At 41.8% G+C, this 1,736-nt stretch carries 3 protein-coding genes; all 3 read right to left on the bottom strand.

Annotated features, from left to right (window positions below; all coding sequences use genetic code 11):
• On the bottom strand, positions 1 to 421 hold a 421-nt coding region (locus ACS8FD_RS13675; protein WP_439276278.1), incomplete at its 3' end, for a pilus assembly FimT family protein.
• Between the two features lie 306 nt (positions 422 to 727).
• On the bottom strand, positions 728 to 1,528 hold the full coding sequence (locus ACS8FD_RS13670; protein ID WP_439276277.1) for a ComF family protein: 801 nt from the start codon (positions 1,526 to 1,528) through the stop codon (positions 728 to 730).
• A 36-nt stretch (positions 1,529 to 1,564) separates the two neighbouring features.
• A partial coding sequence (locus ACS8FD_RS13665; protein ID WP_439276279.1) for a phospholipase A occupies positions 1,565 to 1,736 on the bottom strand: 172 nt, incomplete at its 5' end.

Genomic DNA, 1,736 nt, shown 5'->3' with positions numbered 1-1,736 from the left:
CGCAAACGGTATAGCTAACGCTGGCACCACCAGACATAACTTTATTGAACTGAAAGGTAACTTCAGTGACCGTAGTAGGAGTAATCTCTTGATTGATTGTGCTTTGAGAGGCGATATTATAGGTAGACAAAACGGTACTGCTGTCGTCTTGTAAGGTGATGGTTTTAGGCGTGCTACTGTCGTATATCACTGTGATGTTTTGCCGGCGTATGATACTTTCAGCTTTTGCTTCTTTGAGCGCACTCTCTATGGTTGAGACAGTTGACTTTACTCGCTGATTGGCCAATTGGTTACTAATATTAGGCGCGGCAATGCTTACAATGATCGCCAGTACAGCTATCGTTATCATCAGCTCAATCAGGGTAAACCCTGCGCTGGTTGCTGGTCGTCGGTAAGATGAGCTGTAAAAAGATGCATTCACATCAATATCCTATTAATAACAATCACACATAATGACAACGACCAGTTTGTTTGTATAAAAAATAGACACTACTTAGCTAGTTTTTTATTTATTCTTAAACACTATTGTAATTATTGCAATATTCATTCCAGTGTGATGGTATCAGCAGGTAATGCTTTAGAGCAGACAACCCACGTGATAAATGGCGTTATCAATGAAGTAGTTATAAGAGTCGACATAAGAATGGATAATGTAGCACAGATACATTTCTGTATCATTCATAATACATAAAAATATCTTTAAATATTATTTATTAACATTGTTTGTCTAGGTGTCGTGACTGCCGTGCGCAAGTGCATAGGCTGATATATGGTAAATATTAGAGGTAGGTGTGTTTTTATCGTGGGATGTATTTGGATTTATAGGTTGAGTCTGATTGTGAGAGGAGGTTTGGATATACAGTGTCCGAGCCAGTGCTTGTAGACTTGCTCCTGTGGTCGCCACATCATCGAATAGTAATATACGTTTGACAGGAGGTAATGTCGTCAACGTAAAAGCATCGTTTAGGTTCGCTAAGCGCTCTGCACGCGTTAGGCCTTGTTGACTAACAGTATGATCAATGCGCTGGACACCTTGCCAGATAGGTATATTCCAATGCTTGGATAAATATGCAGAAAGAATAGTCACCGGATCAAAGCCGCGCTCAACTAGGCGATTGGCGGTGGTAGGCATGGGTAAGATGACGCTGTTTTGGCTATGGCAGCAGGCTGGTCTTGGGAGCTGACGCAATACATGTACCAATAAAGGCAGCTTGGTCATGTCCTCTGAATGTTTGAAAGCTCGAATGGCTTGGCGAATTGGATAATCGTAATAAGTAGCAGCTTGGATAGTAAGAGAAGCACCTGCGGCAATATCTACAGTAAATACCTCAGGGAGCCACGCGATATAATCATGGCAGTGCGCGCATAAAAGACCTTTATGAAAATACTGCTGTATACGATTATGAAGTGATGATGCAGCGCGACTTGGTATATGAGGTACGCTACGATAGATGTGGCATAGCTGACAGCGTAAATTTATATACTCTGCCAGCCATAAGCCGCTTTGGTATGGTGCTAAGCGCTGCATAAATAACGAGGACACTTATCTATAATATTTAGCGAATTATAGCCCTCTCCAGTCATTGAGCATTATCCCAACACCGATAGCGGTATTTTTATGGTTGTAGTCGATGATGGACTCACCATAACCATGGAACAGCTGAACATAACCATTGACGTTGTTGGACAATGGATAGATATAATCGACTTGCGCTGCGCCTTTTTCTGTCTTTGGG

It is taken from the genome of Psychrobacter sp. 1U2, assembly GCF_051847575.1.
The sequence above is the reverse complement of the archived record's forward strand: the minus strand, read 5'-3'. Positions and strand labels throughout refer to the sequence as shown.

Bases quoted from the DNA above. Each gene is read 5' to 3' on its own strand.
- ACS8FD_RS13670 (WP_439276277.1), bottom strand. From the start codon at position 1,528: ATGCAGCGCTTAGCACCATACCAAAGCGGCTTATGGCTGGCAGAGTAT.